At 41.8% G+C, this 23,583-nt stretch carries 21 protein-coding genes and 2 pseudogenes; 10 read left to right on the top strand and 13 right to left on the bottom strand.

What is annotated here, in order from left to right; translation table 11 throughout:
• Positions 1-9: 9 nt before the first annotated feature.
• Positions 10-1,806: a sodium-extruding oxaloacetate decarboxylase subunit alpha gene (gene oadA / locus CKV69_RS08025; RefSeq protein ID WP_015702520.1), complete on the top strand. Its 1,797-nt coding sequence runs from the start codon at positions 10-12 to the stop codon at positions 1,804-1,806.
• A gap of 10 nt (positions 1,807-1,816) precedes the next feature.
• Entirely contained in the window at positions 1,817-3,121 is a 1,305-nt protein-coding gene (locus tag CKV69_RS08030; protein WP_005754979.1) for a sodium ion-translocating decarboxylase subunit beta, read from the top strand.
• A 122-nt stretch (positions 3,122-3,243) separates the two neighbouring features.
• Here CKV69_RS08030 and lysA read toward each other — a convergent pair whose 3' ends face one another.
• Together lysA and lptM are read right to left on the bottom strand one after the other, a co-directional pair.
• Complete coding sequence (lysA, locus tag CKV69_RS08035) at positions 3,244-4,494, bottom strand: diaminopimelate decarboxylase (RefSeq protein ID WP_005757601.1); 1,251 nt, start codon at positions 4,492-4,494, stop codon at positions 3,244-3,246.
• Between the two features lie 13 nt (positions 4,495-4,507).
• Complete coding sequence (lptM, locus tag CKV69_RS10785) at positions 4,508-4,624, bottom strand: LPS translocon maturation chaperone LptM (protein WP_005717943.1); 117 nt, start codon at positions 4,622-4,624, stop codon at positions 4,508-4,510.
• A gap of 121 nt (positions 4,625-4,745) precedes the next feature.
• Here lptM and cyaY point away from each other — a divergent pair, with 121 nt between their 5' ends.
• Genes cyaY through recQ form a run of 3 tightly spaced genes read left to right on the top strand, consistent with a single transcriptional unit; the run spans position 4,746 to position 7,828 of the window.
• Positions 4,746-5,054 carry an iron donor protein CyaY gene (gene cyaY, locus CKV69_RS08040; protein WP_005735315.1) on the top strand — a complete coding sequence of 103 codons (309 nt, stop codon included), beginning with the start codon at positions 4,746-4,748 and terminating at the stop codon, positions 5,052-5,054.
• Between the two features lie 13 nt (positions 5,055-5,067).
• Positions 5,068-5,940: a phospholipase A gene (gene pldA, locus CKV69_RS08045; protein WP_016504455.1), complete on the top strand. Its 873-nt coding sequence runs from the start codon at positions 5,068-5,070 to the stop codon at positions 5,938-5,940.
• Positions 5,930-7,828, top strand: coding sequence for a DNA helicase RecQ (recQ, locus tag CKV69_RS08050; RefSeq protein WP_015702523.1), 1,899 nt, complete (start codon positions 5,930-5,932; stop codon positions 7,826-7,828). The genes pldA and recQ overlap by 11 nt, the downstream gene beginning before the upstream one ends.
• A 98-nt stretch (positions 7,829-7,926) precedes the next feature.
• Here the strand turns inward: recQ and CKV69_RS08055 are convergent, their stop codons facing one another.
• The 6 genes from CKV69_RS08055 to CKV69_RS08080 form a co-directional block, all read right to left on the bottom strand.
• Positions 7,927-10,344: a TonB-dependent receptor gene (locus CKV69_RS08055; protein ID WP_025248526.1), complete on the bottom strand. Its 2,418-nt coding sequence runs from the start codon at positions 10,342-10,344 to the stop codon at positions 7,927-7,929.
• A 211-nt stretch (positions 10,345-10,555) separates the two neighbouring features.
• Positions 10,556-11,368: a shikimate 5-dehydrogenase gene (locus CKV69_RS08060; protein ID WP_015702525.1), complete on the bottom strand. Its 813-nt coding sequence runs from the start codon at positions 11,366-11,368 to the stop codon at positions 10,556-10,558.
• Positions 11,369-11,445: 77 nt separating this feature from the next.
• Positions 11,446-12,240 (bottom strand): serine O-acetyltransferase, encoded by a 795-nt coding sequence (gene cysE / locus CKV69_RS08065; protein ID WP_005717958.1) that lies wholly within the window; start codon positions 12,238-12,240, stop codon positions 11,446-11,448.
• A gap of 27 nt (positions 12,241-12,267) precedes the next feature.
• Positions 12,268-13,281 carry an NAD(P)H-dependent glycerol-3-phosphate dehydrogenase gene (gene gpsA / locus CKV69_RS08070; protein WP_005717960.1) on the bottom strand — a complete coding sequence of 338 codons (1,014 nt, stop codon included), beginning with the start codon at positions 13,279-13,281 and terminating at the stop codon, positions 12,268-12,270.
• A gap of 105 nt (positions 13,282-13,386) precedes the next feature.
• The gene (gene secB, locus CKV69_RS08075) at positions 13,387-13,899 is read right to left on the bottom strand and encodes a protein-export chaperone SecB (protein WP_005724094.1); all 513 of its coding nucleotides are present in this window, start codon (positions 13,897-13,899) and stop codon (positions 13,387-13,389) included.
• Between the two features lie 17 nt (positions 13,900-13,916).
• Positions 13,917-14,357, bottom strand: a complete 441-nt coding sequence (locus tag CKV69_RS08080) for a rhodanese-like domain-containing protein (protein ID WP_005717964.1) — start codon at positions 14,355-14,357, stop codon at positions 13,917-13,919.
• Between the two features lie 211 nt (positions 14,358-14,568).
• Here CKV69_RS08080 and CKV69_RS08085 point away from each other — a divergent pair, with 211 nt between their 5' ends.
• A complete protein-coding gene (locus tag CKV69_RS08085; protein WP_005717965.1) occupies positions 14,569-15,882 on the top strand; it encodes an anaerobic C4-dicarboxylate transporter in 1,314 nt (437 codons plus the stop codon).
• Between the two features lie 105 nt (positions 15,883-15,987).
• Here CKV69_RS08085 and CKV69_RS08090 read toward each other — a convergent pair whose 3' ends face one another.
• Positions 15,988-17,487 carry a helicase HerA-like C-terminal domain-containing protein gene (locus CKV69_RS08090; RefSeq protein ID WP_015702526.1) on the bottom strand — a complete coding sequence of 500 codons (1,500 nt, stop codon included), beginning with the start codon at positions 17,485-17,487 and terminating at the stop codon, positions 15,988-15,990.
• A gap of 176 nt (positions 17,488-17,663) precedes the next feature.
• Here CKV69_RS08090 and glpE point away from each other — a divergent pair, with 176 nt between their 5' ends.
• Complete coding sequence (gene glpE / locus CKV69_RS08095) at positions 17,664-17,987, top strand: thiosulfate sulfurtransferase GlpE (protein WP_005724096.1); 324 nt, start codon at positions 17,664-17,666, stop codon at positions 17,985-17,987.
• Here glpE and CKV69_RS08100 read toward each other — a convergent pair.
• Positions 17,984-18,295, bottom strand: coding sequence for a DUF5389 domain-containing protein (locus CKV69_RS08100; RefSeq protein WP_005717973.1), 312 nt, complete (start codon positions 18,293-18,295; stop codon positions 17,984-17,986). The genes glpE and CKV69_RS08100 overlap by 4 nt on opposite strands.
• Before the next feature lie 57 nt (positions 18,296-18,352).
• On the opposite strand from CKV69_RS08100, the gene CKV69_RS08105 reads away from it, so the two are divergent.
• The 3 genes and pseudogenes from CKV69_RS08105 to CKV69_RS10860 all read left to right on the top strand — a co-directional run.
• The gene (locus CKV69_RS08105) at positions 18,353-19,228 is read left to right on the top strand and encodes a rhomboid family intramembrane serine protease (RefSeq protein ID WP_015702527.1); all 876 of its coding nucleotides are present in this window, start codon (positions 18,353-18,355) and stop codon (positions 19,226-19,228) included.
• Between the two features lie 59 nt (positions 19,229-19,287).
• A pseudogene (locus CKV69_RS08110) lies at positions 19,288-19,911 on the top strand (DeoR/GlpR family transcriptional regulator); the annotation flags it as partial.
• Positions 19,908-19,979, top strand: a pseudogene (locus CKV69_RS10860) (oxidoreductase); the annotation flags it as partial. The pseudogenes CKV69_RS08110 and CKV69_RS10860, both read left to right, overlap by 4 nt.
• A 178-nt stretch (positions 19,980-20,157) precedes the next feature.
• On the opposite strand, the gene tnpA reads toward CKV69_RS10860, so the two are convergent.
• The 3 genes from tnpA to CKV69_RS08125 all read right to left on the bottom strand — a co-directional run bounded on the left by tnpA (position 20,158) and on the right by CKV69_RS08125 (position 23,582).
• Complete coding sequence (gene tnpA / locus CKV69_RS08115) at positions 20,158-20,622, bottom strand: IS200/IS605 family transposase (RefSeq protein WP_014325726.1); 465 nt, start codon at positions 20,620-20,622, stop codon at positions 20,158-20,160.
• A 185-nt stretch (positions 20,623-20,807) separates the two neighbouring features.
• Complete coding sequence (locus CKV69_RS08120; RefSeq protein ID WP_005717992.1) at positions 20,808-21,866, bottom strand: ABC transporter ATP-binding protein; 1,059 nt, start codon at positions 21,864-21,866, stop codon at positions 20,808-20,810.
• Positions 21,867-21,887: 21 nt separating this feature from the next.
• Positions 21,888-23,582 carry an ABC transporter permease gene (locus tag CKV69_RS08125; protein ID WP_005752033.1) on the bottom strand — a complete coding sequence of 565 codons (1,695 nt, stop codon included), beginning with the start codon at positions 23,580-23,582 and terminating at the stop codon, positions 21,888-21,890.
• Position 23,583: the final 1 nt, after the last annotated feature.

Below are 23,583 nucleotides of genomic sequence, written 5' to 3' on the forward strand. Positions count from 1 at the left end.
AAATTAGAAATGACTACTCAAAACAAAAAAATTGCCATTACTGATGTTGTGTTACGTGACGCTCATCAATCTCTCTTTGCCACGCGTATGCGCCTTGATGACATGTTGCCTATTGCACATGAGTTAGATCAAATTGGCTATTGGTCGCTTGAAGCCTGGGGGGGCGCGACTTTTGATGCGTGTATTCGTTTTTTAGGGGAAGATCCTTGGGTACGTTTACGTGAATTAAAACAAGCCATGCCAAATACGCCGTTACAAATGCTGTTGCGCGGTCAAAACCTATTAGGTTATCGTCATTATGCGGATGACGTCGTGGATCGCTTTGTAGAACGCTCCGTGAAAAATGGGATGTCCGTTTTCCGTGTCTTCGATGCCATGAACGACCCGCGTAATATGAAACAAGCCTTGCAAGCCGTAAAACGTAACGGTGGACATGCCCAAGGGACATTAAGTTATACCACTAGCCCAGTACATAACTTAGAAACCTGGTTGGAGATTACTGAGCAATTATTAGAAATCGGTGTCGATTCCGTGGTGATTAAAGATATGTCCGGGATTCTAACCCCAGTAGAAGCTTACAAATTAGTCAGTGAAATTAAAAAACGCTACGATGTTCAACTCCATTTACATTGCCACGCCACGACGGGAATGGCAGAAATGGCGTTATTAAAAGCTGTAGAAGCGGGTATTGATGGCATTGACACCTCAATTTCCTCTATGAGTGGCACTTATGGTCACCCGTCAACTGAAGCCTTAGTCGCGACTTTACAAGGTACACAATATGACACCGGCTTAGATATCCATAAATTAGAACATATTGCTGCCTACTTCCGCGAAGTACGTAAAAAATACGCTAAATTTGAAGGTCAATTACGTGGTTCAGATAGCCGTATCTTAGTTGCACAAGTACCAGGTGGGATGTTGACGAACCTTGAAAGCCAGCTCAAACAACAAAATGCGTCGGATAAATTAGATGAGGTATTGAAAGAAATTCCACGTGTGCGTGAAGATTTAGGCTTTATTCCATTAGTTACGCCTACCTCACAAATTGTCGGTACACAGGCCGTGATTAACGTGTTAATGGGTGAGCGTTATAAAACCATTGCTAAAGAAACAGCGGGTATTTTGAAAGGTGAGTACGGTCGTACACCTGCCCCGGTCAATGCTGAATTACAAGCCAAAGTGTTAGACGGTGGGCAACCTATCACTGATCGTCCAGCCGATCATATTGCACCAGAAATGGAAAAATTAGCCACAGAAATCAAACAACAAGCCAAAGAAAAAGGCATTAAACTGGCTGAAAATGAAATTGATGATGTATTGATTGTGGCGTTATTCCCACAAATCGGTTGGAAATTCTTGGAAAATCGTGGCAACCCAGATGCCTTTGAACCTGCACCAACCTTAGAAACCGCAAAACCGGCAGAAAAACCAGCTGCACCTGTGGCGAAAACACCAGTTTCAGGACCTGCCGTTTACACCGTGGAATTAGAAGGCAAATCCTTTGTAGTGAAAGTCACAGACGGGGGAGAAGTCGGTGAGATTGCCCCTGCAGCACAAACAGCGCCACAACCTGCCCCGGCATCTACGAGTGGAACACCTGTCAGCGCCCCAATGTCTGGCAATATCTGGAAAGTGGTAGCAAAAGAAGGGCAAAAAGTGGCAGAAGGGGATGTGTTACTCATTTTAGAAGCCATGAAAATGGAAACTGAAATTCGTGCAAGCCAAGCAGGTACCGTACAAAGTATTCATGTAAAAGCCGGCGATACTGTTGCCGTTGGCGATACCTTAATGACATTAAGCTAACGAGGTCAATATGGAAAGTATTTTGTCATTATTAAGAGGAATGGGCATCATGCATCTGGAGTTGGGTCAAGCTCTCATGATGCTAATAAGCCTTGTCCTCTTGTGGCTTGCCATCGCCAGAAAATTTGAGCCTTTGCTCCTTCTCCCCATTGGATTTGGTGGATTATTATCCAACATTCCAGAAGCAGGGCTAGCGATGAGTGCCTTAGAAAGCCTACTACATCAAGGCAGTGCTGAACAAATTGCGATCATCGCCGCGAAGCTCAATACGGTCGCGGATCCTGTTGCAATTAAAGAGGCTTTAGCCAATGCCGTCCCTTCTGTACAAAATCAGCTTGAGGTGATGGCGGGGGATATGGGCTACAATGCGGGAGTCTTGGCACTGTTTTATAAAGTAGCCATTGGCTACGGCGTTGCACCACTTATCATCTTTATGGGCGTAGGAGCCATGACCGACTTTGGTCCATTGCTGGCGAATCCACGAACCTTGTTGTTGGGAGCTGCCGCACAGTTTGGTATTTTTGCGACGATTATTGGCGCCTTACTCCTCAACTGGACAGGCATTATTAGTTTTACCCTGCCACAAGCGGCTGCTATCGGTATTATTGGTGGCGCCGACGGTCCAACAGCGATTTATCTCTCCAGTAAATTAGCGCCAGAGTTATTGGGGGCGATTGCTGTTGCCGCGTATTCTTACATGGCGCTCGTGCCTTTAATTCAGCCACCAATTATGCGTGCTCTCACCACCCAAGCAGAACGAAAAATTAAAATGGTTCAACTGCGCAATGTCAGTAATCGTGAGAAAATTTTATTCCCTATCGTGTTAGTCACTTTAGTCGCCTTGCTTTTACCAGATGCCGCACCTTTATTAGGGATGTTCTGTTTTGGTAACTTACTGCGTACCAGTGGTGTAGTAGAACGCCTCAATGATACAGCACAAAATGCTTTGATCAATATTGTGACCATTTTCTTAGGTTTAGCAGTGGGATCTAAATTGGTCGCGGATAAATTCTTGCAACCGCAAACCTTAGGGATTTTATTGCTTGGTGTGGTCGCCTTCTGTATTGGTACTGCCAGTGGGGTCATCATGGCGAAATTTATGAATAAAATTTGTAAACACCCAATTAACCCACTGATTGGTGCTGCAGGGGTATCGGCTGTGCCTATGGCTGCACGTGTTGCCAATAAAGTCGGATTAGAAGAAGATCACCAAAACTTCTTATTGATGCATGCAATGGGACCTAACGTGGCAGGTGTGATTGGTTCTGCCATTGCCGCAGGTGTGATGTTGAAATACGTCTCTGCGCTCATGTAAATGGCTAAATGCCGATAAAGTGCGGTATAAAAACACACTTTTCCGATAAAAAATCCTCGTTAGATATAATACTAACGAGGATTTTTCTTTTCATGTTACATCTCAGCGATAGGTGATGGTATTTATGGCAAGAGTCGTTCCAATGCCCACAGTTCTTCCAGTGTTTCACGGCGGCGGATTAAATGCACTTGATCTCCATCCACCATCACTTCCGCGGTACGCGAACGTGAATTATAGTTGGAGGACATACTGGCGCCATAAGCCCCTGCGGAACGTTGTGCCAAATAATCACCAGCCGCAATCGCCAATTCCCGTTGTTTGCCGAGAAAATCCGAGGTTTCACAAATTGGTCCTACAACGTCATAAACCGCTTTATCACGTGTTAACGTACGATCAACTTCAATAATATTCATATACGCCTGATACAATGCTGGGCGAATCATATCATTCATCCCCGCGTCAACAATCGCAAAATGGCGATCTTCATTATGTTTGAGATATTCCACTTTAGTGACCAAAATCCCTGCATTCGCGGTGATTGCACGACCCGGCTCAAGAATAATCTCAAGTTCATGATAGGCTTTTAATTTATCTAACAATGCACTGGCATATTCACTCGGATGCGGTGGGTTTTCATTAGTATAAGGTACGCCCAAACCACCACCTAAATCTAAATGTTTAAGCTGAATACCATCTTGTTTCAACTGTTCCATTAACACAATTAGACGATCTGTGGCATCTAAGAAAGGTTGTAATTCAGTCAATTGTGACCCAATATGGCAATCCATACCTGTGATTTGAATATGAGGTAATTGATTTGCTAATTGATAAACGTTACGGGCTTCCGCCACACTAATACCAAATTTATTTTCTTTTAAACCGGTTGAAATATAAGGATGCGTGCGCGCATCCACATCAGGATTAACGCGCAATGAAATAGGCGCAGTTTTCCCCATTTCACCCGCCACCTGATTAATTCGATACAACTCAGCAACCGATTCCACATTAAAACAGCGTATGCCCACCTCTAATGCACGAGCAATTTCTGTTTCTGTTTTCGCCACACCAGAAAACACTATTTTACTCGGCTCGCCACCCGCCGCTAGGACACGTTCCAATTCACCTTGGGACACAATATCAAAACCTGAACCTAACCGCGCCATAATATTCAAAATCGCGATGTTAGGATTGGATTTCACCGCAAAGCAAATCAAATGCGGATGATCGCCAAGTGCGTTATTAAAGGCATGCCAATGACGTTCTAACGTGGCACGAGAATAAATATACAAAGGGGTACCATATTGCTGTGCAATGTGTTTTACCGGCACTTGTTCTGCCATCAGTTGTGCTTGTTGATATTGAAAATAATCCATTTCTTACCTGCTATTATTGTGTTTTTTGTACTGTCTCATTTTCAGGGAAATACAAAGGACCTTTCACACCACAAGCCACACTTAAGGCACAAACCATCCCTAATAAGAAAATTGAAACCCATTTTTTCATACCATCATCCTTACTCATTCAATTCGATAACACTTTTTACCATTAAATCCGCCTTTGTGCTATCACAATAATGCGAAAATCTTTATAATCCTTATTTTAGGATGACGATAAAGAGGCCTTTATGAACGTAACAGAATTTCATCAAAATATTGAACAGGTATGGGCAAAAATCGAAGAACAATTAGAAGCACAAGACTGTGATGTGGATTGTGATACACAAGGTTCGGTATTCAGCATTACCTTTCAAGATCGTAGCCAAGTGGTGATCAACAAACAAGAACCTTTATTAGAATTATGGTTAGCAAGCCGTGTGGGTGGTTTCCATTTTCGTTATCAAAATAACAATTGGACAAGCAATGATGGAAAAGACTTTTGGGCGTGTTTAGAAGAAGCTTGTGCCGCTCATGGTGAAATCGTTCACTTTAGTTAAGGAAGTAATCAGAATGTACAAAGCAAAAGGAATTAACCTGTACAAAAAATGCCTTATCTTAGCAGTGTTAGGCGTCTTTGTTAGCCATGGTACACAGGCAAATGAAAGTGACGCGCGTCCCTATAAAAGTAAAGCAGAAGTCTTATTAACTAAATCTGATGCCTTCATCGGCTTACTTGGCTACGAAGAAAACTATCTGTTGGGGACCTATTCAAACAGGCATTTTCTTAAACGCGAAAAAACGCAAAAAGATGAGATTAAGTTCAAAATTAGCTTAGCACTTCCCCTTTGGCGGGGTATTTTGGGCAATAACTCCGTATTAGCCGCCTCTTATACACAAAAGTCCTGGTTTCAGCTAAGTAATGTTGATGATTCTTCTCCTTTCCGCGAAACCAATTACGAACCTCAGCTATTTTTGGCTTGGAAAACGCAATATTCCTTACCTTTTGGCTGGACATTACAGGATGTGGAAACCGGGATAAATCATCAATCCAATGGGCGCGATGATGCGGAAAAACTCTCTCGCAGTTGGAATCGCCTCTATGTGCGTGCCTCTGCCATAAAACAGAATTGGACAGTTGAAATCAAACCTTGGTGGCGTATTCCTGAGAAAGCCAAAAATGATGATAACCCAGACATCACTAAATACCGCGGTCATTTTGATATAGCGTTGGGGTACTACTATCGCGATCATCAATTTAAACTTTCAGGTCACTATAATCCGATCTCAAACAAAGGGGGATTAGAGGCAAGTTATAGTTACCCAATCACAAAAAACATTCGTTTCTACACTCAATACTATAATGGCTATGGTGAATCCTTAATTGATTATCAACAACGTATCCAACGTATTGGTATCGGCATTTCCTTGAACAATGTTTTCTAGTTCTCTCCTCTCAAAAGACAATAAAAGTGCGGTGGATTTTCACGAAATTCCGTTAAAACAGACCGCACTTGACATGTTGCATGCTGTTTTCGGTTACCAAAGTTTCCGTAAAGGGCAAGAGGAAGTCATTGATGCGACGTTAATGGGCAAAGATAGCCTAGTGATTATGGCGACGGGGAATGGCAAATCCTTATGCTACCAAATTCCAGCCCTCTGTTTTGAGGGGCTTACCTTGGTCATATCACCACTGATCTCGTTAATGAAAGATCAAGTGGACCAGCTGCTTGCGAATGGAATTGAAGCCGATTATCTCAACTCTAGCCAAACCTTTACTGAGCAACAACAAGTACAAAATAAACTGATGTCTGGCACCTTAAAATTACTTTATGTGTCGCCAGAAAAAGTGATGACCACCAGCTTTTTCCATTTGATCTCACACTGCAAAGTGAGTTTTGTGGCCATTGATGAGGCTCATTGTATTTCACAATGGGGGCATGATTTCCGTCCAGAATATACCCAACTTGGTGGCTTAAAAAGCTGTTTTCCACACGCCCCCATAATGGCGCTCACGGCGACTGCCGATCATGCCACACGGCAAGATATTTTACGCCACTTAAACTTACAATCCCCGCATGTGTATATTGGCAGTTTTGATCGCCCGAATATCCGCTATACTTTAGTGGAAAAATTTAAACCCATGGAGCAACTTTGTCGTTTTGTTTTGGGGCAAAAAGGCAAAAGTGGCATTATCTACTGTAATAGCCGTAGCAAAGTAGAACGTATTGCAGAAAGTTTGCGTAATAAAGGGGTGTCCGCACAAGCCTACCATGCAGGGCTAGAAACTGCACAACGTGAGCAAGTTCAACGCGCCTTTCAACGCGATAATGTCCAAGTTGTAGTTGCGACTATCGCATTTGGTATGGGGATTAATAAATCCAATGTGCGCTTTGTTGTGCATTTTGATTTGCCACGCAGTATTGAGTCTTACTATCAAGAAACAGGACGAGCGGGACGTGATGATTTGCCTGCGGAAGCGGTTTTATTTTATGAACCTGCAGATTACGCTTGGCTACATAAAATCCTATTAGAGAAACCCGAATCACCGCAGCGCCAAATCGAAGCATTGAAATTACAAGCGATTGGCGAATTTGCCGAAAGTCAAACCTGCCGACGTTTAGTCTTACTCAATTATTTTGGTGAACACCAACAAAAACCTTGTCAGAACTGTGATATTTGCCTTGATCCACCTAAACAATATGATGGCTTAATTGATGCACAAAAAGTCATGTCAACCATTTACCGCATTGGTCAGCGTTTTGGTGTGCACTATGTGATTGCCGTCCTACGGGGTTTAAGTAATCAAAAAATCAAAGACAATCAACACGAGCAATTAAGCGTTTATGGCATTGGTAAAGACAAAAGCAAAGAACATTGGCAATCTGTTATCCGTCAACTCATTCATTTAGGTTTTATCAAACAAGTGTTTGATCATTTTAATGCCACGTTGCAATTAACCGAAAATGCCAAACCGATTTTACGCGGTGAGCAACCTTTATCCCTTGCGATGCCACGTATTTCATCACTTACCTCCGTGGTAGCGCCTCAACGCTACGCCATGGCACAATATGACAAAGACTTATTTGCTCGACTCCGCTTCTTACGTAAACAAATCGCAGACAAGGAAAATATCCCTGCTTATATTGTATTTAATGATGCGACCTTACAAGAAATGGCACAATATCAACCCACCACCAAAGCGGAAATGTTAGCAATCAATGGGGTAGGGGCGACTAAGTTTGAACGCTTTGCGCAACCCTTTATGCAGATTATTCAACAACATAAAAAAGTCCTCACACAACATGAGCCGCCACTCTCTTTAGAGTCATGATATGTTTGCATTGAGGTAAGCATTTCCCAAGTTAAATATGAAAAAGCACAGTAGCTGGACTGGCATACTGTGCTTTTTTAGCAAACCAACCTGCTGATTTAGAAATGGATGTTTAATCCTAAAGTCACATTACGCCCCATCTGCGGTACAAAGGGTAAAAAAGAAGTATGAGAATAAACTTTACGGTTTAACACATTATTTGCTTGAACAAATAATTGATAATTTACCCCAGCTATTTGGCGTGAATAATCCACTCCGATATTTAATAAACTATATGCAGCCGTTTGATTTTCTAACGGCGCTACTTTCTTTTGTTGATAAACGTAAGTGTATTCGAGTGAACTTGTTAAACTCTCAGTCATCTCCATATTCACACGAAAGCCTAAACGCATTGGCGGGACACGTGGTGCGTCTTGATCAGGTTGAGGAACGGGTTCTAAGCTATTCACCACATGATCGACACGGTACGTTGGCGGTAAATCATACAGTTTTCCACGCACATAATCACCAAAAAGTCCCATGTGCAGTTCAGGTGTCAACGCATAGTCAATACGCCCTTCCACACCATAATATTTCGCTTTGGATTGATTATAACGATTCAAAGATAAATTACCGGATTTGTTCAATGTTTGATTAAAAATCCGATTTTTAAAATCATTGTAATATACATTCACTTTATAACTTAGCTTGTCACCAAGATACGCAAGACCGACTTCCCAGTTATCAGAAACTTCTTTTTTCAGATTACGATTGCCATGTTCAAATGACACCGTCGCTAAATGTTTGCCGTGGTAATACAATTCCATCGGTGTTGGGTGACGTTCGTTATGTGAGTAAGTCAAAGAAAGGGTGTAGTCAGGCGTCATATTCCAACTGATAGCACCAGAATAAGAGGTCGCGCGATCATGATAAGAGGCAAAATCAGGTGCTGGATAACTGCCTTGACGACATCCTGATGGGCTATAAAAGAACGAATTCGGATCACAGCCTTCTAGCTTTCGCTTTACTTTAAACAGCCAAGCGCGATCATATTCAATATCAATGCGTTGTTTTTCCGTACGTACACCAATTTCAAATAAAAAATCTTGCCAACGCAATTGTTCTATAGCAAAAAAACTCATTTGTGATTGAGTATTTTCAATCAATGCCCATGACTTACGATCACCCTTAGTGATTTTGGACGGATCGCGTTGCTTTTTCTTATGACAAGGATCGCTTGCATTATTTGAGCATGGTGCAATACGCGGAATATTCGCACTGCTGGTTTGTGTTTGATACTGCGCCCCTATAACGCCACTCAACCCCGCTATGGGCGTATGGAAAATTTCTACGCGCAGGTTATATCCGTTATTTTTAAATAAATTCACGGCGATATTGCCATCTTTTTCATCGTGTTTATAACGGGTTTCCGAATAACTGAGTTTGATTTTCTCAATCGCTTTCATCGGCTGTTTGACTTCAGCACGTATGTCATAACGTTTAGCATAAGAATCAATCAATGGACCGGCAATAGAATGGTCATGATCGTGACCGTACGGATGATCATGACTGTGTTTTCCATCCATGTCATGATTTGATCCACAATGGAAATGCGTATTTACTAGATCCGTATCATGCATTAAATGAGGATAAAGCCCTAAATAATAGTCATTACGTACATTGCCACCCCAAATATGCGCAGCACAACTATCTAGCTTATGGTTATGTCCCGGTAACCCATATTTCTCACGACGAAGATTGTAGGCAAAACCGACATAACCTCGCTCACCGATAAAAGCCACACCATAGTTACCTGACTTCGTTTTATTTTGAGTATCGGGGACATAATTTAATGTTTTGTCTAGCTTAAATGCTGGCACATGGTAATTATTTGAGCCACGTAACAGTTCTTCTACCCGTAAAGCAATGTGCTTACCTAACCCGAAAGTCAGTGCAGCCGTTACCAATTTTTCATGACTATTCGTGTTATAACGCGTGTTGAAATCCACTTCATAGCCCTTTTGAGGAAGCTGTGTTGGAATGCGTTTATCTACTACATTAATCACACCAGCAGGTGACGCATTGGCATATAACAATGTTGAGGCACCACGTACAATTTCGACTTGCTCTGCCAATAACGTATCGACACCAATCGCATGGTCAGGAGAAAGTTGAGACATATCAATGACATCAGAACCATTTTGTAAGATTTTTAAACGCACGCCTTCCTGTCCTCGAACGACAGGTGCACTGGATCCACCACCAAATTGATTACTATGTACACTGAGTTCACCCGCTAACGCATTACCTAATGTACTGGATCCTGTTTTTAATTTTTGCTTACTGACTAAAATGTCATTTTGTTTTGGTAAGCCGGAAAGGGGATCGCTACGAAAAGCAGCACCTTTCGACTCCACACTAATTTCATCTAAAAAAACAATTTGCTTCTTTTCTGTATTTGCCCAAACTACTTGCGGAATGCAACACATCATCAAAACAGCAAAAAATTTATTTACTTTACAACCTCTTGAAATCATTTAAATAGAACTCCTTTCTCGATTTCAGGATAAAACAAAGGAAATCACTTTACTTAAAGCGATGAATCTTATTTTTCAATAAAAAATAAGATTCATCATATTACAAGCCTAAAACAAGAAAGGAAAGGGAAGATAATCAGATTGCTTTTTTATTCGCTAAAAAGCACAAAAAAGGCACAATACTGTGCCCTATTGAATCAGAATGTAAAAATTAACGGATTGAACGCGCAAACTCAGCGGCTTCGGCAATCAAAGTTTCACTTGGTCGTTGATGCGTGTAGAGTTCGAATTGTTCGACCGCTTGCAAGACAATCACTTCCGCACCTGAAATGGTCTGCTTATTTTGCTGTTTCGCATATTGAATTAATGGTGTTTCTGCGGGCAAAGCAACAACATCAAATATGCTGCTGGCTTGCTCAATCAGACTTTCAGGGAAAGCGAGCGTATTTTCCTCTCCACCAGACATCCCAATCGGGGTTGCATTCACTAAAATCGATGCTTCATTGCCTTCTAAATGATTGATATATTGATATCCATATAAATTCGCTAAATACTGTCCTGTGGTTGCATTACGTGCATACACACTCAAATTGTGAAAGCCCGCATTTTTAAATGCTGCAACAACGGCTTTCGCCATACCACCACTCCCCTGCACAATCACCCTGTGATGTTTATCAAGTTGATACTGTTGAATCAATTTGCTGATCGCAATGTAATCGGTGTTATAGGCTTTTAAATAGCCATCTTCATTCACTATCGTATTCACCGACTCAATGGCTTTGGCTGATGCCGATATTTCATCGAGAAACGGCATACAACTTTCTTTAAAGGGCATGGATACCGCACAACCCCGAATCCCGAGCGCACGCACACCTTTTACGGCATGTTCAATATCGGAGGTGGTAAATGCCTTATAAATATAGTTTAGCCCTAGCTTTTGATATAAGTAATTATGGAACGCCGTGCCAAAATTACCCGGTTTACCCGCCAGTGAAATACAAAGCTGCGTTTCTTTATTAATCATAAAATATCCTTGTGCTCACGTGTCTTCAGTAAGAAAAAAGTGCGGAAAATGACCGCACTTTTTAACTCACTGCTAAATTACACCTTAGAGGCATGATCGTCATTAAAATATTGGTTCATATCAAAAGCGGGTTTCGCCGCTTGATCGCGAGCAATCACACGTGCCGGTACCCCCGCTGCGGTGGTATATTCAGGGACAGGTTGTAAAACAACCGAGTTTGCCCCAATTTTGGCATAACGTCCCACTTCAATGTTACCCAAGATTTTTGCCCCAGCACCAATCATCACACCTTCGCGTACTTTAGGATGACGATCGCCACACTCTTTACCCGTACCACCCAAGGTGACGCCTTGTAAAATCGACACATCATTTTCAATCACCGAGGTTTCTCCCACCACGATGCCTGTCGCATGGTCAAACATAATGCCACAACCAATTTTAGCCGCAGGATGGATATCCACATCAAAGGCGACCGAGATTTGGTTTTGTAAATAAACAGCTAAGGCTTTCCGCTCTTGTTGCCATAAATAATGGGTAATCCGATAACTTTGCAAGGCATGAAAACCTTTTAAATATAACAGTGGCGTAGAATATAATTCCACCGCGGGATCGCGTTGACGCACCGCACGGATATCACAGGCAGCACTGGCAATGATGTCAGGATCCGCCTGATAAGCTTCCTCAATAATTTCTCGCAAAGCAATGGCGGGCATAATCGTATTTGCCAATTTGTTGGCTAAAATATAGCTTAATGCATTACCAAGATTATGATGTTTCAAAATCGTTGCGTGAAAAAAGCTGGCCAAAATTGGCTCATTTTCTGCTAAGGTTTTTGCTTCCTGACGGATGTCCGTCCAAACCGCTAATGGCATGTTACTTACCTCGTTCTGCTTTCCTTATTATTCCCCTTTGCGCTCACGTCCAAGTAGGCTTGCCGCCACGTCTTGTGCATTTTTACCACAGAATAAAACTTGATAAACTTGCTCTGTGATCGGCATTTCTATCCCTTGACGTTGCGCTAATAAATAGGCTTCTTTCGCGTTATAAAAGCCTTCTACCACTTGCCCGATATTGTCCATTGCTGTTTGGGCTGAAAAGCCCTGACCGAGCATGATACCAAATCGGCGGTTACGCGATTGATCGTCAGTACAGGTTAACACTAAATCACCTAAGCCAGACATGCCCATAAAAGTATTTGGATTCGCGCCTAATGAGGCGCCTAAACGGCTAATTTCCGCAATACCACGAGTAATCAAGGCTGTTCGTGCATTAGCACCAAAGCCCATACCATCCGACATCCCAGCACTGATCGCAATCACATTTTTAATCGCACCACCTAGCTGCACACCGATCATATCTTGATTAATATAAACTCTGAAATGTTTACTGCAATGGATACGTGCTTGGAATTCCAAAGCAAATTGTTCATTATTGGAGGCTAGGGCAATTGCGGTCGGTAAACCGGCAGCAAGCTCTTTCGCAAATGTCGGTCCAGATAATACCGCTAACGGGTGTTGTGTACCGAGCTTTTCCTCAATCACTTCTTGCAATAAACGCCCCGTATTGCGCTCTAACCCTTTCGTCGCCCAAGCAATGCGATGATCAGGGCGTAAATAAGGCTTAATTTTATCAATCACTTCCCCAAATACATGACTTGGCACCACAATTAACAGATCACGTGATTGGCTTAAGGCACTGGCTAAATCAAATTCAATATGCAAGGCATCTGGAAAAGCAATATTCGGCAAAAAAGCGTTATTCTGACGTTCTTCACTTAAGCGTTGCATGTGAACAGGATCATGTCCCCAAAGATAAGTAGGGAAACCATTTCGAGAAAACGCAATCGCTAATGCGGTACCATAAGAACCTGCACCAAGTACCGTAATTGGAGAAGTGGCTACAGTCGTATTCATGTTATACTCCCGAAAAATGATGAAACTAAGTGAGGCAATTGGACATCATCTTAATAAATTAAGTGATAAAATTTCGCTCTCACAGCGAGAGCGAAAAGAGATAGATTAATGAACGTCTTTATTTTCTTCTTCTGTGGTTTGTTCAGCTTGTTCTTGACGCTGTAAATAGTCCATAAACAACGCATCAAAATTCACAGGGGAAAGATTCAATGCAGGGAATGTACCGCGATTCACTAAGCTTGATACTAATTCACGCGCATAAGGGAAAAGCATATTTGGGCATTGTGAAGTTAAACAATGTGCCATTTGCATCTCTTCTAAACCACTAATGGTGAAAACCCCAGCTTGTTTGACTTCGCAGATAAAAGCAACATCACCTGAACTTTCCATGGTGGTTTCCACAGAAATATTTAAGCAAACTTCGTATAAATCATCACCGACTTGTTTCGCTTCTGTACTTAAATCAAAACTGAGTTTTGGCTCCCAATCTTGTTGGAAAATATGTGGAAGATTAGGTGCTTCAAACGACACATCTTTCACATAAATGCGTTGGATTTGAAGTACTGGTTGCTGTGTTGCTTGTGTATCTGCCGCATTCACTTGATTTTCTTCAGACATGTTTAAATCCTTATGATCTATTTTTTAATTAAAGGTAAATTTGCAGAACGCCAACCTGTAATGCCTTCTTTTAAGGTATAAACACGGTTAAATCCTTGTTTACTTAATAACTCGGCAGACGCACCGGCACTCATACCGGTTGCACAAGCCAGAATCACAGGCGTGTCTTTATGATGATGAATTTTACCGACATTATTCTTTTTGATTTCTGCGGGTAAAATATTCAAACTGTTAATAATATGACCACGCTCAAACTCATCAATAGAGCGTAAATCCACCACAACGGCATCTTCATTATTCATCAAGCTTACCGCTTCCGCATTTGTCACCACTTTGACTTTTGAGGTGAAATCTTTCACAAAAGTATAAATGACCATAAAAAAGACCATTACCCACGCAAGTACCATTAAAGTATGGTTTTGGGCAAAGGCTTTTGCCATTGGAATAAATTCTTGCATTTTTTTCTCAGGATTAAGTTTAAAATAAGAGCTTAAGTATAACCGCACTTTAAATATCTTTCAAAGCAAAGTATTCAAATTTTAATTGATCTACATTATAGATAGCCTACCTATTTATTGCTATATTAATCCCGATTCTACGAAAGTAGGAAGGTAACGGATCATTTCTTTTCTGCAATCTTCATTCAAACTTATCACATAAGGATACATTATGTTCTTCATTCAATTTGGCATAGTTTTACTATGTATTTTAGTCGGGGCACGTATTGGCGGTATCGGGCTCGGAGTTATGGGGGGCTTAGGACTTGCTATTCTCTCCTTTGGGTTTGGTTTAAAACCAGCCGGCTTACCTATCGACGTTATGTTTATGATCATGGCAGTCGTCTCTGCCGCCGCAGCGATGCAAGCGTCAGGCGGTTTAGATTATATGATCAAAATTGCGGCGCGTATTTTACGTAAAAATCCTAAATACATTACTTTTATGGCACCTGCTGTCACTTGGACTTTCACCGTATTAGCGGGTACCGGGCACGTAGCTTATTCTGTACTACCGGTTATCGCGGAAGTCAGTCGCCATAATGGCGTACGCCCAGAACGCCCACTGTCTATGGCTGTGATTGCTTCACAATTCGCCATTGTGGCTAGTCCTATCGCGGCAGCCGTGGTTGCTGTAGTGAACTTTCTCGAGCCACAGGGCATCACCTTAGGGAATGTCTTATCTGTCACCATTCCAGCCACGGTATTAGGACTTTTTGTGGCGTGTTTATTTGTTAATAAAATGGGGAAAGAATTACATGAAGACCCTGTTTATTTAGCCAAATTACAAGATCCAGAATACGTTAAAGAAAGCCAAGCACAATCTACCATTGGTGAAGCTGACATCTCAGATAAAGCAAAAGTATCTGTAGGTATCTTCTTGTTTGCTGCATTATTAGTAGTATTAATGGGGACGTTCCCAAGCTTACGCCCAACCTTTGATGGCAAAGCAATGGGGATGGCACACACCATTGAAATCGTGATGCTTTCTGCAGGTGCACTCATTATGTTATTGTGTAAACCTGATGGCACAGCGGTAACTAAAGGATCGGTCTTCCATGCAGGTATGCGTGCTGTCATTGCGATTTTCGGTATCGCATGGCTAGGTGACACGCTTATGCAAGCCCATATTGTGGAAGTCAAAGATTCAGTAAAATACCTCGTTGAAACGGCACCATGGGCGTTTGCATTTGCACTCTTTGCCTTATCTGTATTAGTGAATAGCCAAGGGGCAACAGTCGCCACCTTATTCCCACTTGGTATTGCATTAGGTATCCCAGCACCGATCTTGATTGGTACCTTTGTGGCAGTAAACGGTTATTTCTTTATTCCAAACTACGGTCCAATCATTGCTTCTATTGATTTTGATACCACTGGAACAACACGCATTGGTAAATTCATTTTCAACCACAGCTTTATGCTCCCTGGTCTATTAAGCATGGCATTTAGCTTAGGTTTTGGTTTACTGTTTGCCAATTTTATTCTCTAAGTAAACATTAGAAGACAAAAACGCGGTTTGATATTGAATAAAACCGCGTTTTTTTGTCGATGACTTCAACAAGTCTCGTAAAACTTGCTTAAAAATGACCGCACTTTATTTCTTCAATGCCCCCAAAATACCACGCATGATTTGCTTGGTCACTTGAGTACGGATGTTACGTCCAACTGATTTCGCCACACCACTAACAATTTCTTCTGTCACAGTCAGTTTCTCACCGCGTTTTTTCGTACCAAAAATCATGCGACTTAAACTGCCCATTAAACCACTTTCCTCTTCTTGTTGTGCTTGCTCTGCTTGCTTTTGCGCAACAGCAGCAAGATCTGCTTGTTGATTTAACACTTCAAAGGCAGACTCATTATCAATCAATTCACGGTAAAAAGGATAAATATCATCGTCTTTAACCCAAGCATCGCGTTCTTCTTGTGCAATCGGTTTTAGCTGGCTACGTGGCGGGAAAATAAACGCTACTTCGACGGGGGTCGGCATCCCTTTTTCATCCAAAAAAGACACCAACGCTTGTCCCACACCAAGACTGGTGATCGTTTCCGTCACATTAATCTTTGGATTAGTGCGGAACGTTTCGGCGGCAGCTTTTACCGCTTTTTGATCTCGTGGCGTGAAGGCACGTAAGGCGTGCTGTACACGGTTACCAAGCTGACCTAACACCGTATCCGGCAAATCTAACGGGTTTTGCGTCACAAAATACACACCAACGCCTTTAGAACGAATTAAACGCACCACTTGTTCCACTTTATCCACCAACACGGCGGGGGCGCCATCAAACAATAAATGTGCTTCATCAAAGAACATCACAAATTTCGGCTTTTCCGGATCACCAACTTCAGGTAAAGTCTCGAATAACTCTGACATGAGCCAGAGTAAAAAGGCACTGTACATTTTTGGTGAATTAATTAATTTTTCTGAATTCAGCACATTGATGACACCACGCCCATCTCGTGTTTGTAACCAATCTTCTAAATTCAAAGCCGGCTCGCCAAACAAATTTGCGGCCCCTTGATTTTCAAGGGTAAGCAAGGCACGCTGAATCGCCCCCACACTGGCAGCTGAAACATTACCGTATTCCAATTGGAACGTTTTGGCATTGTCTGCTACATATTTCAACATCGCGCGTAAATCTTTTAAATCTATCAGCAATAGCCCTTTATCATCTGCAACACGGAACACTAAATTCAATAGCCCTTCTTGCGTGGCATTCAGATTTAAAAGACGCGATAACAGTAAAGGTCCCATTTCTGAAATTGTAGTGCGAAGCGGAATACCCGTTTCGCCAAACACATCCCAAAATGAAACAGGATAGCCATTAAGGTAGCCTTCGCCACCCAAGCCAAATTGCTCAATACGCTCAGCAATTTTTCCTTGAAATTGACCGGCTTTGACTAAACCAGATAAATCGCCTTTGACATCCACTAAAAAGACTGGCACACCGTCATCACTAAAAGCTTCTGCCATAGTACGTAAGGTAACCGTTTTCCCAGTCCCGGTTGCTCCCGCAATTAAACCATGTCGATTTGCCATTTTGGCGGTGATCCCCAGTTGTTGTCCTTGTTCTGTTTGCGATAAAAGATATTGCATAAAATTGCCCTTAAACAAAAAATGATCGGTTCATCATAAGGAAAAAAAACAAGCGGGTCAAAATGTGAAAAGCAAAAATCACGAATGACTCACAAATTGAGTGCACTCTTGTCATTTTGTCTTTCGCAAGAAAAATGTTATATTGCCGAACTTTTAAACATCAACGAAAAATCATTATGTCTGCATTCTCTGAAATTTCACCACAACAAGCTTGGCAACTGGTGCAACAACACGCTGCTGCTTTGTTAGATATCCGCAATGAAACACACTTTGCTCTCGCTCATCCAGCCCAAGCATTTCACTTGAGTCATCAATCCTATGGCGAATTTGAGATGCAATATGAAGATGATCATCCCGTCATTGTCATTTGCTATCATGGCGTCAGTAGCCGTGGTGCAGCAATGTATTTGATCGAACAGGGTTACACCCAAGTGTACAGTGTAACCGGCGGGTTTGAGGCTTGGGAACGAGATGGGTTACCAATCGAACGCATAGGTTAATGAAACCCACCTGCTACATAGTACAGCATCCCATAAAACGCCACCGCACTAAGCCCTAACAGCCCGCGTGCAAAAGGTGGTTTGTGTTGATTAAGACGATACGCAAGCCGTGCGATTAACGCTAAGCCAAAAGGATATGCCCATAAAAAAACGGACATCAACGTGGTTTCCGTTTCACTCAGGCGAGGATTTTTCAACAAATTCGGTGAAATGGTTAAGGCTAACGGCCACAGCAAAATTGGCAAACAAAATAGTGCAATCCCCCAACTAAACCCACTAAATCCTTTTGGCTTATTTTCTCTTTCCATTCTTTACTCCATCTCGTTACAATAATGACATCTCAATACAGCTATGGAATATAACAAATGCGATATTTATTTGGTAGTGAAATCCCCACATTGGCTTTTCGTTTTCGAGATTATATTCGTGCACAATTTAACGTAGAAGTGGAACTGCGCGAGATACAAGACGAAAACGGTCAACAAATTCAACTTTTTTTACCTCAACATGCACCGCACTTTGAGGCTATCCTTGCAGAAGTACCGCCTTTTCTCGCAGACCCTTTTCATACCAAATATGAACAGGCAAGTTGGCAACGTGGAGATACACAGTCAACCACGACCTCACTAAAAGGAATGTTGCAGCAATCTGGACTCACCCTCAGTGCATTACGTAGCCGATCGCGTACAGGTCCTTTCACCCTTTTTATTACTACGCTCTGCCTTGTGATCTATATTTTCCAGCTGACAGGCTATCAAGACAGTATTCTCACCTTGATGCATTATCCTGAGAATACACAGCAAGATACACAATTTTGGCGTTATTTATCACATACTTTCGTGCATCTTTCTCCCCTGCATATTCTGTTTAATTTGTTATGGTGGTGGTTGTTTGGCCATACAATTGAACACCATTTTGGTACAGGAAAATTATTTCAGCTCTTCTTAATCGCCGGTTTACTTAGTGGTTTTGCGCAAAATATTGCCTCCGGACCTTACTTTTTTGGCTTATCTGGCGTGGTGTATGCCGTCTTAGGCTATGTGTTAATTTATGATAAGTGGGGGAAAAACGCGGACTTCACTCTCCCTAGCGGGTTTTCCTTAATGCTGATTGTCGGGATTGTCAGTGGATTTATCAGCCCATTCTTTGGGGTTGAAATGGGTAATACAGCCCACATTACTGGCTTAATTGTCGGCTTACTGCTCGGTTGGGCAACGATAAAGCCCACACTAAAAAGATGATCAGCAAATAAAAATAGCATAAAATGCAATCAAAACTAGCCACAACATGAAGGCACTACATGAAACAATCTATTCGCCACCAAAAAATTCTTGATCTCGTTACACAAAAAGGCTACGTCAGTACAGAAGAGCTGGTTAGCCTCTTAGATGTCAGTCCCCCGACTATTCGTCGTGATTTAAATGAGCTGGCTGAGAAAAATTTAATTCGTCGTCATCATGGTGGTGCTGCCTCGCCCTCTACGGCAGAAAACAGTGATTATGAAGATCGGAAAAACTTCTTCTTGAAAGGGAAAAACTGCATTGCTCAGCGAGTTGCCAGCTTAATTCCAAACGGTGCTTCCTTGTTTATTGATATTGGTACCACACCAGAAGCGGTAGCGAAGGCACTCTTAAATCATCAAAAATTACGCATTGTGACCAATAACATTAATGCCGCTTATATCCTAATGCAAAATGAAACCTTTGATATTATTTTGGCGAGTGGTTCATTACGTCAAGACGGGGGGATTATTGGTGAGGCAACCGTTGCCTTTATTTCACAATTCCGTTTAGATTTTGGTATTTTAGGTATCAGTGGTATTGACTTAGATGGCTCACTGTTAGACTACGACTACCATGAAGTACAGGTCAAACGCGCCATTATCGAAAGTTCTCGCCAAACCTTATTAGTGACGGATCACTCCCTGTAGTAAGCGATATGGAGGTGATCTTAACCAATGCCTACTATGGTTATGATGCCAATCAATACTAATTACCTCTTAACCCCGAAGTGCGGTCAATACTGAAAACGTTTTGATAGCACGTTCACTCAAACAATAACAATCCGCCCGTAAAACGGGCGGTTTTTAGGCCACCCTATAAGGGCCTAGTACTTCACATGCCCCTCAAGGGGCATGTGAATTCTGACAACCGTTCAATAACTCTGTTGCCTACCCCTTAAAGGGGTCCATATATTCTTTCTTCGATAAATTATCCTGAATCATATCTTCCTTTTCCTGATTTCGGATATATTCCTCTACAATTTTTGTATTTAAACCTACTGTACTTACATAATAGCCTTTCGCCCAAAAATTTCGATTCCCATACTTATATTTCAAATTTGCATGTCTTTCAAATATCATTAGCGATGACTTACCTTTTAAATACCCCATAAAACTTGAAACGGCCAGTTTCGGAGGTATCCTTAACAGCATATGGATATGCTCTTTCATTGCATATGCCTCTATTATCTCTACATTCTTGTAGTGACATAATTGTCTTAGTATCCCTCCTATATCAACTCGCAATTTTCCATAAATTGCTTTTCTCCTATACTTAGGGATAAAGACTATGTGGTACTTACAGTTCCATCTTGTGTGTGATAGACTTGAATCGTCATTGGATTTACTTGCCATGACTTATCCTCCTATATGTTGAATTTTGGTTGTCAGCCTTGTTCATTATAGGAGGATGTTTTGTTCTGCTCACCGCTTAAGCTTTTCTGTTCCATACGCAAAGCGTATGGTTTTTATAGCTAGACTTTGTCTAGCTATAATGAAAAAAAGCGCTGTCTTTACAGCGCTTTTATTTGTCCAAACCGTTACTCCACGGGATACCAATGTAATCGAGTAAATACGAGTTGGCAACTTTCACCCTCTTTTGGTCCGGGATCTCGACGCCCTTTCTGCACACGGAGTTCCTGATCACCCACAACAATATTGTAATCAATTACTTCGCCTAAATAAGAACGCCGTTTCACAACGCCTGTTACGCCGCCTTCATTGACAAAATCAATTTCTGACGGGCGCGTGGCTAAAATCGCTTTCCCTTGTTGCACCAGTGCTATTGGAGGCGAAGGTTGAATATGAAAAGTACCATCCAGTCCTGCAAAAGACACCCCTTGGGGAGATAAATTGACCTGTAATTGATTCGATAACCCAATAAAATTAAACACAAATTTATTGCTTGGGTTATTGTACACATTCAATGGCGTATCAATTTGTTCAATAAGTCCTTTCCTCATCACCAAAATCCGATCCGATAACGCCATTGCTTCGGCTTGGTCGTGAGTCACATAAATAATGGAAAAACCAAATTTACGTTGCAGGGCTTTAATTTCAAAGCGCATCTCTTCCCTTAAATGGGGATCTAAACTGGATAACGGCTCGTCAAGTAGCATCACATCTGGATTTAACGCCAAAGCACGTGCTAATGCCACACGCTGTTTTCCCCCGCCGGATAAATCATCTGGGCTTTTTTGTGCAACGTTCAGCAAATTAGTGTGTTTTAACGCGTCATTCGTCCGCTTTTCGATTTCCTGTCTTGACACATTTTTCAAGGTGAGAGGAAATGCCACATTGTCATATACCGTCATATGCGGCCAGACCGCAAAAGCCTGAAACACCATCCCAAAATTACGTTTCTCTGGCGGTAAATAGAAATTAGTGATTTTGGAAGAAAGTAAACGATCGCCTACACGAATTTCTCCGCCGTCTAAATCTTCAAATCCTGCGATCATACGTAATGTCGTGGTTTTACCGCAACCAGACGGTCCTAACATAGAAAAACATTCCCCTTTTTCAATACTGAGGCTCAGATCAGGAATGGCAATGACATCGCCGAATTTTTTCATCACATGATTAAGTTGAATATAGCTCATCATTTTCTCCTTAATATTCGGCTATTTCTGTGTTTTCTTCTCGGCATAACGTTTAATCACGGTTTGCCCAAACACAATAATAATTAATGCAATACCCGCTAATGCTGCAGAATAAACCGTTTCGCCATCTTCATTCAGGGTATAAATCGCCACCCCGATCGTACGTGTTGACGGACCATATAACATGACCGAAACCGTTAATTCTCTTAATGCCGGTAAGAAAATGAGGAAGAAAGCAGCAATCATTCCCGGACGCACTAACGGCACGACAATATCTTTCAGCGATTGCCACATACTTGCACCACAAGCACGTGCTGCTTCAACTAAAGAGTCATGTACTTGTTCTAGCGCTGCGGAGTTGGCTTTTAGTGAGAACGCCATGTAACGCGCAATATAGGCAATCAAAATAATCCATACTGTGTTGTATAAATTAATACCAAATTTACCGCTCCACGCTAAAATAACCCCTAACGCAATCACCGAGCCGGGTACTGAGAATGGCAACATACCCAAGAATTCAAGAATTCCTTTGCCTTTCACTCGCATCTTCACAATGACATAAGAGATCATTACCCCAGCAAACATCGTTATCACTGCCGCGGCTAAACCTAATAGCACACTATTGCGGATCGCATCTTTAGTGAGCTGCCAGTCAAACAAGATAAATTTGTAGTTATCAAAGGTGAGATTTTCCCAAGTAATTGGCAGACCATAGGTTTTTAACCCTCCCACGATAAAAATCGTGACCGTTGGTAACACAATGGTAAACGCGATATAGAACACACAAATAAACAATAATGGCATTCTTAATCCTCTGAGTTTCACCTCAACAGGACGGAAACTTTTACCCGCAATAATTTGGAAACGTCCACGATTAAGAATTTTATTTTGCAACCAAATAATCAACGCAGCCGTCACCACTAATACTGTCGCTAACACCGTTCCGGTCCGAATTGCCTCAAAACTCCCCGCACTTTGATGGATACGTTCATAAATTAAGGTCGGAATATTGAAAATCCCATTTTCCACCCCTAATACAGCCACCGTACCAAAGTGAGCCATAGAGTAAAGCATAATCAATAACGCACCCGACACGATACTCGGCATCACTAATGGAATCGTGATTTTACGTGTAATGGTAAAAAGACTGGCGCCAGAAATACGCGCTGATTCTTCTAACGTCGGGTCCATACGCTCAAGTGCACCACATACTTGAATAAAGACGAAGGGGAACAAATACATGGTTTCTACCGCCATAATGCCCGTATAACTGTAGATATTGAAAATCGGTTCCTCTAAACCAAACGTATCCATAAAGAAACGGTTAATATAGCCGGCACGAGGGGAAAGTAACATTTTCCAAGCTAACGCCCCAATAAAAGACGGCAACATAAAAGGCACGAGAAACATCACTTTCATCAGCCCTTTATAAGGCAAATCGGTACGTGTCACTAACCAGGCAAAAAATGTCCCCACGATCGTACTCATGATCGTCACACCAACGGCAATGAATAATGAGTTCAATAAGGCTTCGTAGGTTTCTTTCTGTTTCAAAATATTGACGACATCGGTAACATTAAATTGCCCATTTACCCAAAAGGAATTAATAAAAATTAATAACACAGGGACAGCAACCACAATCACCAAAATCCCAATTGATAACGCTAAAATCGCATTCGCCACATTAAATGGACTTTTTTGAATCACTGCGGCCATT

This window comes from Pasteurella multocida (assembly GCF_900187275.1).
GTDB classification, from domain to species: Bacteria; Pseudomonadota; Gammaproteobacteria; order Enterobacterales; family Pasteurellaceae; genus Pasteurella; species Pasteurella multocida.

Bases quoted from the DNA above. Each gene is read 5' to 3' on its own strand.
- tnpA (WP_014325726.1), bottom strand. From the start codon at position 20,622: ATGGCAAGTAAATCCAATGACGATTCAAGTCTATCACACACAAGATGG.
- pldA (WP_016504455.1), top strand. From the start codon at position 5,068: ATGTACAAAGCAAAAGGAATTAACCTGTACAAAAAATGCCTTATCTTA.
- CKV69_RS08060 (WP_015702525.1), bottom strand. From the start codon at position 11,368: ATGATTAATAAAGAAACGCAGCTTTGTATTTCACTGGCGGGTAAACCG.
- CKV69_RS08030 (WP_005754979.1), top strand. From the start codon at position 1,817: ATGGAAAGTATTTTGTCATTATTAAGAGGAATGGGCATCATGCATCTG.
- recQ (WP_015702523.1), top strand. From the start codon at position 5,930: ATGTTTTCTAGTTCTCTCCTCTCAAAAGACAATAAAAGTGCGGTGGAT.
- CKV69_RS08120 (WP_005717992.1), bottom strand. From the start codon at position 21,866: ATGAGCTATATTCAACTTAATCATGTGATGAAAAAATTCGGCGATGTC.
- lysA (WP_005757601.1), bottom strand. From the start codon at position 4,494: ATGGATTATTTTCAATATCAACAAGCACAACTGATGGCAGAACAAGTG.
- gpsA (WP_005717960.1), bottom strand. From the start codon at position 13,281: ATGAATACGACTGTAGCCACTTCTCCAATTACGGTACTTGGTGCAGGT.
- CKV69_RS08090 (WP_015702526.1), bottom strand. From the start codon at position 17,487: ATGCAATATCTTTTATCGCAAACAGAACAAGGACAACAACTGGGGATC.
- glpE (WP_005724096.1), top strand. From the start codon at position 17,664: ATGTCTGCATTCTCTGAAATTTCACCACAACAAGCTTGGCAACTGGTG.
- cyaY (WP_005735315.1), top strand. From the start codon at position 4,746: ATGAACGTAACAGAATTTCATCAAAATATTGAACAGGTATGGGCAAAA.
- oadA (WP_015702520.1), top strand. From the start codon at position 10: ATGACTACTCAAAACAAAAAAATTGCCATTACTGATGTTGTGTTACGT.
- lptM (WP_005717943.1), bottom strand. From the start codon at position 4,624: ATGAAAAAATGGGTTTCAATTTTCTTATTAGGGATGGTTTGTGCCTTA.
- CKV69_RS08085 (WP_005717965.1), top strand. From the start codon at position 14,569: ATGTTCTTCATTCAATTTGGCATAGTTTTACTATGTATTTTAGTCGGG.
- secB (WP_005724094.1), bottom strand. From the start codon at position 13,899: ATGTCTGAAGAAAATCAAGTGAATGCGGCAGATACACAAGCAACACAG.
- CKV69_RS08080 (WP_005717964.1), bottom strand. From the start codon at position 14,357: ATGCAAGAATTTATTCCAATGGCAAAAGCCTTTGCCCAAAACCATACT.
- CKV69_RS08125 (WP_005752033.1), bottom strand. From the start codon at position 23,582: ATGGCCGCAGTGATTCAAAAAAGTCCATTTAATGTGGCGAATGCGATT.
- cysE (WP_005717958.1), bottom strand. From the start codon at position 12,240: ATGCCATTAGCGGTTTGGACGGACATCCGTCAGGAAGCAAAAACCTTA.
- CKV69_RS08100 (WP_005717973.1), bottom strand. From the start codon at position 18,295: ATGGAAAGAGAAAATAAGCCAAAAGGATTTAGTGGGTTTAGTTGGGGG.
- CKV69_RS08105 (WP_015702527.1), top strand. From the start codon at position 18,353: ATGCGATATTTATTTGGTAGTGAAATCCCCACATTGGCTTTTCGTTTT.
- CKV69_RS08055 (WP_025248526.1), bottom strand. From the start codon at position 10,344: ATGATTTCAAGAGGTTGTAAAGTAAATAAATTTTTTGCTGTTTTGATG.